We start from the raw sequence: 7,675 nt of genomic DNA, 5'->3' as shown, positions 1-7,675 counted from the left end.
GGCAAGAACGCCACCCCGGGGAGCAGCGCCAACGGCACCGGCCACAGCGGTCGCGTCGAAATCGAGTAGCCAAGGCGGGACATCCGGAACGCCTCCTTGGCGGAGCGGGGAGCCCAACCCCTTCCACCGGGCCCGGGCAAACCCGTGCACATGCCCTTTCAACCACCAGGTGCCGCCGTGGCGTTGGCCGCAGAAACAACGGATCGGGCCTTCGCGTCCCCGCGGTGCGGTGCCGTGCGGGAGGAGCTACCACCCCTCCCGCACGGCACCGCACTGCCACGCATCACACGACCCGAAGTGGGCAGTCGCCGGTCGGGCCAGGCCGCCTTCCCGCGGCCCCCGATTCGGCTGTGCCGCGCATCACATCCGGCCCATGTCACGTCCAGGCCGCCTGCTCCCATCTGGTGGGTGTCTGCAAGCGAGCCGAGGAGGACGGAACGATGGGCGTACGGCAGGAGACCGGCACGGCGACCGCGCACCGCGTGGTGATCCTGGGGGCGGGATACGCGGGGATGGCCGCGGCAGTCCAGCTCGCGGCCCGGGTGAAGGGGCGCGAGGGGGTGCGGGTGACCGTGGTGGACGCGCAGGAGCGGTTCACCGAGCGCATGCGACTGCACATGACGGCGACCGGGCAGCGTACGGCCGAGCTGAGCATCCCGGAGCTGCTGGAGGGCACCGGCGCGCGGTTCGTGCGCGGCTGGGTCACGGCGGTGGACACGGCCGCGAAGACCGTGCGGATCGACGACGACCGGGTACTGCGCTACGACACACTGGTGTACGGGCTGGGCGGGGTCGCCGACACCTCGGCGGTGCCGGGGGCAGAGGACCACGCGTACACCCTGAGCAGCGCCCAGGACGCCGAACTGCTGGCCGACCGGCTGGCGCGGCTCGGCAGCGGCACGGTGGTGGTCGCGGGCAGCGGGCTGACCGGCATCGAGTCGGCCGCGGAGATCGCCGAGCGGCACCCGCAGCTGAGCGTGGTGCTGCTGGGCAGGCAGGAACCGGGTGCGGCCATGAACCCGCGGGCGAGGGCGTATCTGCGCGCCGCGCTCGACCGGCTGGGCGTCCGGGTGTGCGCCGGCGTCGAGGTGGTGAAGGTGCTGCCCGACGCAGTGCAGTTGGCCGGCGGGGAGAGCATCGCCGCCGACGCGGTCCTGTGGACAAGCGGCACGAGGGTGTCGCCGCTGACGGCCGCCGCCGGCCTGGCCGTCGACGAGCACGGACGCATCCTCACCGACGCCGCGCTCCGCTCGGTGTCCCACCCCGAGGTGTACGCGATCGGCGACGCGGCTGCGATCCGCCAGGGCTACGGCGTCATGCACGGCACCTGCCAGGGCGGCATGCCGACGGGGGTGCACGCCGCGCTGTCGATCGACCGGGTGCTCCGGGGCAAGCAGCCCAAGCCGTTCCGGTTCGGCTACTACCACACGCCGGTGAGCCTGGGACGCCGTGACGCCGTGGTGCAGTTCACCCGGCCCGACGACAGCCCGCGCCGGATCTGCCTGACCGGCCGCATGGCCGTCCGGTACAAGGAGACGGTGACCGCCTCACCCTGGCCGACCTACGGCCGCATGAAGAAGATGCCCGCCTCGGGCGCGATCTGGCCCCGCGGAGGCCGCTTCACCCGGAACCAGGAGGCCCAGTGACCGACCCGTCCGCCCACCCCGACCAGCAGGTCTTCCACGAGCACCGGCGGCTGCTGTTCTCCGTGGCCTACCGCCTCCTCGGCACCGCAGCCGACGCCGAGGACACGGTCCAGGACGCCTGGATCAAATGGTCTGCCGCGGACCGCTCACAGGTGGCCGACCCCAAGGCGTACCTGACGCGCATCGTCTCGAACTTGGCGCTGGAACGGCTGCGCTCCACCCGCCGCAAGCGGGAGGCCTACGTGGGGCCGTGGCTTCCGGAACCCATCCTCACCGGCGGGGATGCCTCCGAGGTGGTGATGGACGCCGAGTCGGTGTCGATGGCCATGCTGGTGGTGCTGGAGACGCTCAGCCCGCTGGAACGCGCGGTGTTCGTGCTGAAGGAGGTCTTCGACTTCAGCCACGCGGAAATCGCGGAGGCGGTGGAGCGTTCCGAAGCCGCGGTGCGGCAGGCCGCGCACCGTGCTCGCGAGCATGTGCGGGCCCGGCGACCGCGCTTCGCCGCAGACCGGTCGCGGCAGCGCGAGGCCACCGAGAGGTTCTTCGCCGCTGCGACCGGCGGTGATGTCAACGCCCTGATGGAACTGCTCTCCCCGGATGTCACCCTGTGGACCGACGGCGGCGGCAAGGTCCGCCAGGCGCTGCGCCCGGTCGTGGGCGCGGCCACGGTGGCCGCCTGGTTCGCGGCCATCGGCACCGTTGCCTACCAGGGCGTCGAGCCTGCCGACATGAAGGCCGAACTCGTCGAGATCAACGGCGGGCCGGGCATGGTGTTCAGCGCGCCGGGACGCGTGATCGCCACCGTCACCTTCGACTTCGACGCCGACGGCCGTATCACCGCGATCCACAACGTGGCCAACCCGGACAAACTCCGAGCCGTCGCCGACGGCACCGCTTACGACATCGGGACGTACTGAGCCTCGTCACCGCGTGCTGCCGCCGGGCGCGGGCAGGATGGTGAGCTCGGCGAATTCCCAGGGGAGGTGGTTCGAAGCAGCGGCGGGCGTTCTCCGGCTTCCTGTGCCGGGACTTCGCACTGAGCATCAGTCTCATTCCGGACACTTGCCGTCAGGCGTCTGAAACGTTCGCCCTGCGTCCAGTGGTGCGCTTCTCCATGCAGCGTTCCGGGGACCTGTGCCGTACGGCTTCAGTCAGGGCAGGGGCGACTACGGATGGCGTGGCGAGTCGCCCGAGGGGTTGGGGGCAGGCCCCAACCCCTCGGCGGATTACGGCACGTAGCGGAACTCGGGCCCGTAGGCGTGCTTGTCATCGCCCTTCAGCGAGATCTTCATCAGCGAGACGGCGATCGGTCCGAGCTCGAACATCATCCCGATACCTGTGCCGTACGCCTTGGTGTCCCCGTTTGCCCATGCCTTGTGCAGGAGTTGAAGCATCTCGCTGTACTTGGCGTTGAAGTTCTTGATGAGCGGCTTCGCCTCGGGGCGGGGGTCGGGCCAGACGCCTGACTTGTCCTTGAGTGCTGCCATCGGGTACACCTCGGGGAAGGGGACCGGGTCTCCCTCCCACTTCCAACTCCCGTTCACCTGCTTGAGCTTGCGCCCGTAGTAGATCTCGCCGAACTTGTAGTAGTGGGCGCGGTCCTGGCCGGGGTCGTCCGGCATCTGCCCAGTGCCTTCGCCCTGCTCCTTGATGACCTTGATCGCGTCTTCGATCTCGCTGAGCTTGGTGAATTTGGTGAGCTTGTTACGGCCGATGGTCCCCTGCATCTGGGGGCCGGTCCCGATGGGCGGCTTTTCCTTCTTGATCGCCGTCAGGATCGCGTCGTAAAAGACGCCGATCGTTTCCCATGACTCCGCCAGCGCCACGGGATGGAGCGGCATTTCGATCTCCATGAAGACCTTGCGCAGGTAGTCTTTCGTGAGCCCCGAGAGGTAGACGTCGAAGGTGTTCCGCACGTTGCCGGGGAGCTTGGTCGGGTACTTCGGTACGGCGGCGATGATGTCCGGCTTGCCGCCGACCGCGCTCAGCATGTTGCAGGCCAGGCCGAGGTGGAACATCTCGTCGAGGGCGATGCCCTGGATGCGCTGCCCGGCGTCCGTGCCGTCCTTCTTGATCGACCACAGGGCGCACAGATAGGGCGGAATGGTGGACAGTTCCAGGGCGATGGCTGCCTGGAGACTCTTCTTGATCCATGCGAGGTCGTGCTTTTCGGGCTCGACCTTCAAGAGGTCCCGGATCATCGTGGTGATCTGGGGCTCTGTCCTCACCATGGTTGCCATGTTCTCTCCTCTTCTCGGCCGGGCGGCCTGGTGCTCACTGGGCACCCCTCGCGGGGGCATGGCGAACATGCCCCTTGCATATGTTTCCCAAAAGAGGCGAGACGGGTGAAAACGGTCATTATGCTCTGAAGTGCCACCGCTCCGGCTCGGCCGGAATGCGCTCAGTCGAAGAACAACCTGTTCAGCGTCAGGCTCCCCGCGTCGCCTGCGACGATTTCATGGGTCGACCCGGTCGCCTCACACGTCGTCGCGGCCGTGGTCGGACAGCTCTCCGGCACTACGACATGCCCCAGTGCGAAGAGGTCCGAGACAAAGGTGGCGGCCTCGTGCTCGGGGTCACCGGCTCCCCACGCCGCCCCGCTGAGCGGATCCCACCCGGCGACGTCGAACCGCGCGGCCTCCACAGCCGACGGGACGGACAGCTCCTGGGTGAGACCGTAAGGGTCGGAAGCCAGAGTGACGGTGGGCAGGTCGGCGCCGAGGCCGCTGGGCCGGGCCTTCCCGATCTCCTTCGCGATCGCCTTGGCATACGGAGCCATGCTCTTGACGCTGAGCGAGGCGGCCTCGTCCTGGCTGAGGATGCCTGCCTGCACAAAGGCCGTACGCAGCGCCGGCAGGTGCGCGCCCCCGTACAGCTGGCGGTCGGCGGCAAGCAGGTGCGCCGCGACCTGGGCGAAGTAGCGGGTGTCGACCGGTGCGGCGAGGACCGCGGCTACCAGCAGCCGGCCCATGACGACACTCACCCCGGCGAGCCCCTCGCTGTCCTGTTTCTCCCGTAGCCGGAAGACCCCGGCCGGCGCTTTGAGGAACGCACCGGTGAACACGCGGCAGAACGAGTGCGAGGAGCGCGCGAGTTGCGTCGCGGGAGCTTTCGGCTTGAGATCACCAGGAGGGCGGTAGACGAAGGTGTTCGCGGCGTCGCGCAGGCAGTCCGGTTCGGCAGAGTCCGGTTCCTCCTGGCGAAGCCCCCAGCCGACCTCTTCTGCCAGCCGGGAGAGCCGGGAGGACCGGGCCGGTTCGCCCTTGGTCGTGGTCGGTACGGCCTGGCGCATCGATTCCAGTTGAAGCGCTGCGAGCAGGGCGCTGATGTCTCCGAAAGACTCGTGCAGGGCGGCGGCCTCCGTGCTCGCCGCGCCCCACAGTCTGCTCTGGAGCGCGTCGAGCAGCGGATGCCCGACCTCGTGGCAGACGATGTCGGGGCTCTCGCAGGTGTAGATCTCGGCGGCCCCTCCACCTCCTGGTGACCGAAGTCCAGTGTGGAGCGGTTGTAGGTGGCATTGAGGTTGTTGGGACCGTCCAGGTTGGCCTTGAGCGTCGCACCGACCTTGCTGTGCCAGGTGGCCTGCGACGGCATGAGCGGACGCCGGAAGTCGACCGTGCGCACGAGCGCGTCGGCCGCGGTCCGGTACCGGAACTCCGACGTGCCGGGCACGTCGCCTTCCCCCCGCGGCGGATCCTGGTAGATGGCCACTTGCAGCCGCCCGGATGGGAACACTGTCCTGGGCCGCTCGATCAGGACCCCGGCCGACTGCCGGGCCGGCCGACCTCTCGCCGGTCGGAGGGCTGGTCGGCGTGGGACCGGCGACGGCCAGGACCTCGTCAACGAGGTCGGTGAGTCGCATGCGGTGTCCGTGTCGGCATCGGACCGGACTGCGCGTCGACGGATTCACGTGGCCCGGAAGGCTCGCCGACTCCCCACCCTCACCGCACCGCAGCCACCTCTGCGACCCGGGCGCCCGGGCCGGAGCGTCCACGAAGGGGAACGGTTCGGCACTGCCTACACCACGGGCTGTTCCTGAAGAGCCTTCTCCGCTGCGGAGGTCTCGCGGTCGGGCCGGCCGATCGCGGCTCCGAGGACGGCGTTGTTGGGCAGCAGCGTCTTGCCGTCGTCCGTGTGGAGCTCGACGAACAGCAAGGTCATGTCGGTCACCTCGCCGTCGATCCGGCCGCCCAGCGGACCTGACTGGATGGTGATCCGCGAGCCGATCGTGAACGGGTGCGCGACCAGCAGGACCAGCCCGGCGAAGATGTTGCCGAGCACCGGCTGGGCGGCGATGCCCAGGATCACGCCGGTCAGCGCGCCGCCCAGCAGCAGTTTGCCCCACGGCACCCGGACCAGGCTGAGCGCGCCCAGGATCACCAGCGCGTAGCCGGACAGCAGGCAGATCACCCGCAGTGCGGCGGAGCGGTTGTCGCTGATTCGTCCGGTGAGCAGCTTCACCAGATCGTCCGTGGCTCCCCGCACCGCGATCAGTGCGCCTACGAGGAAGACTCCTGCGCTGATGCCGGCGATGACCCGGGATGCCAGTGACTGATGACTGCCCGGGTTCCCCAGGAGCCCGCCGAAGTTGAGCGACACGATGAGCCCGCCGAGAGCGAGCGACGTGGTGATGACGGCCCGTCGGGTCCGGATCACTCCTCGCCAGTGCAGCCGGTGTCCGGCGGCGGTGCCGCCCGCGGCGTTGTGCGCATGACCCACCGATGTGCCCCCGTGTTCGATTCTGTGGTGTGGGTGTCGCGCAGCAGATTACCCATGCTCACGGGGTCGGAACGACCGCCCTGGTTTTGGTGGCGTGTTCGGCCTGTCAATGGTGGGCGGGACACGGTGGGACACGAGTCCGGTGTGCGGGCGGTGTTGCGTCAGCGTGCGCCGGCCTCTCGGGGCGGTCACCCCAGGCCAAGGGTTCACCTCTTGATTGCAGGGTTGCGCAATTGATGGGCTATGCTCATGAAGGTTTGAAGAAGGCACCTCGTTCGGTGAGGCGTCTGCGCGGACACAGGCCACTGACCCCACGACGTCGAGAGACGCCCAGGGTCAGGACAGGTTTCCCCGACCTAAGGGGTGACCCCAAGTGGCTTCCCCGGTACGGGGATTACGCCGCGCAGTGCCAAAGCTCTGACGAGTTGGGGTGAACCGGTCAGGAGACCGGTCTGCTCCTTGCCGAGTCGTATGGCGCCACGGCGGCGCCCCGGCCGGGAGGAGGCGAGAGACATGGATAGCAGTTGCAGTAGTCCGGGCCACAGTCGGCCCCGCATCCGATCGACCTCGCCCAACTCCGGCATGCGGTAGCGACACTTCCCGCGCACCTTCACCCGCGCTCGCCCAGCCCCCGTACGGCTCTGTGCCGCTACGGGCTGCCCGGCAGCGATCCGGGTGTGCCGTAAGCAGTCGCCGTATGCCCCCGATCGCCTCCCCTTGCCGGGGGAGCCGGGAGGCTCATCATGACCACCGAAGTGACCACCACCGCCCCTGTTGCGGCGCCGCGCGCCGCGGTCCTGGACGACGCCCATGTCGGCGACATCCGCGGCGCGCTGGGCACCATCAAGATGGACGACACCGCGCCCCGCACCGGCCTGTCCGCGAAGCTCAAGACCCTGCTGGCGATAGTCGGGCCCGGCCTGATCGTGATGGTCGGCGACAACGACGCCGGTGCGTTCTCCACCTACGGGCAGGCCGGGCAGAACTACGGCACCAGCCTGCTGTGGACCCTGCTCCTGCTGGTGCCCGTCCTGTACGTCAACCAGGAGATGGTGCTGCGCCTCGGCGCCGTCACCGGCGTCGGCCACGCCCGGCTGATCCTGGAGCGGTTCGGGAAGTTCTGGGGCGCGTTCTCCGTCATCGACCTGTTCCTGCTCAACGCCCTGACCATCGTCACGGAGTTCATCGGGATCACGCTCGCCGCCGGCTACCTGGGGCTGCCCAAGGCCGGCGCGGTGATCCTGGCCGCCGTGATCATCATCGCCTCCGCCTTCACCGGCTCCTTCCGCCGGTTCGAGCGCGTGGCCATC

Annotated in this window: 6 protein-coding genes and 1 riboswitch; of the genes, 3 read left to right on the top strand and 3 right to left on the bottom strand. The window is 69.0% G+C overall.

The annotated features are described in order from the left end of the window. The first annotated feature begins 440 nt into the window (after positions 1 to 440). Together IEZ17_RS41040 and IEZ17_RS41035 are read left to right on the top strand one after the other, a co-directional pair. A complete protein-coding gene (locus tag IEZ17_RS41040) occupies positions 441 to 1,646 on the top strand; it encodes an NAD(P)/FAD-dependent oxidoreductase (RefSeq protein WP_189308735.1) in 1,206 nt (401 codons plus the stop codon). Beyond that, the gene (locus tag IEZ17_RS41035) at positions 1,643 to 2,563 is read left to right on the top strand and encodes an RNA polymerase sigma-70 factor (RefSeq protein WP_189308734.1); all 921 of its coding nucleotides are present in this window, start codon (positions 1,643 to 1,645) and stop codon (positions 2,561 to 2,563) included. The genes IEZ17_RS41040 and IEZ17_RS41035 overlap by 4 nt, the downstream gene beginning before the upstream one ends. 309 nt (positions 2,564 to 2,872) lie before the next feature. Here IEZ17_RS41035 and IEZ17_RS41030 read toward each other — a convergent pair whose 3' ends face one another. The 3 genes from IEZ17_RS41030 to IEZ17_RS41020 all read right to left on the bottom strand — a co-directional run bounded on the left by IEZ17_RS41030 (position 2,873) and on the right by IEZ17_RS41020 (position 6,365). After that, positions 2,873 to 3,886, bottom strand: coding sequence for a ferritin-like domain-containing protein (locus IEZ17_RS41030; RefSeq protein WP_189308733.1), 1,014 nt, complete (start codon positions 3,884 to 3,886; stop codon positions 2,873 to 2,875). A gap of 161 nt (positions 3,887 to 4,047) precedes the next feature. Beyond that, positions 4,048 to 4,938: a gluzincin family metallopeptidase gene (locus IEZ17_RS41025; RefSeq protein ID WP_189308732.1), complete on the bottom strand. Its 891-nt coding sequence runs from the start codon at positions 4,936 to 4,938 to the stop codon at positions 4,048 to 4,050. Positions 4,939 to 5,663: 725 nt separating this feature from the next. Next, a complete protein-coding gene (locus tag IEZ17_RS41020; protein ID WP_189308731.1) occupies positions 5,664 to 6,365 on the bottom strand; it encodes a mechanosensitive ion channel family protein in 702 nt (233 codons plus the stop codon). A 263-nt stretch (positions 6,366 to 6,628) separates the two neighbouring features. Further along, positions 6,629 to 6,802: riboswitch (M-box (ykoK) riboswitch) on the top strand. Between the two features lie 306 nt (positions 6,803 to 7,108). Between IEZ17_RS41020 and IEZ17_RS41015 the strand changes: the two genes are divergently transcribed. Further along, the coding region (locus IEZ17_RS41015) for a divalent metal cation transporter (RefSeq protein WP_189308730.1) at positions 7,109 to 7,675 on the top strand (567 nt) is incomplete at its 3' end.

This window comes from Streptomyces albospinus, from assembly GCF_014648695.1.
GTDB lineage: Bacteria > Actinomycetota > Actinomycetes > Streptomycetales > Streptomycetaceae > Streptomyces > Streptomyces albospinus.
Note: the sequence above shows the minus strand (reverse complement) of the source record. Positions and strands in the feature narration are given on the sequence as shown.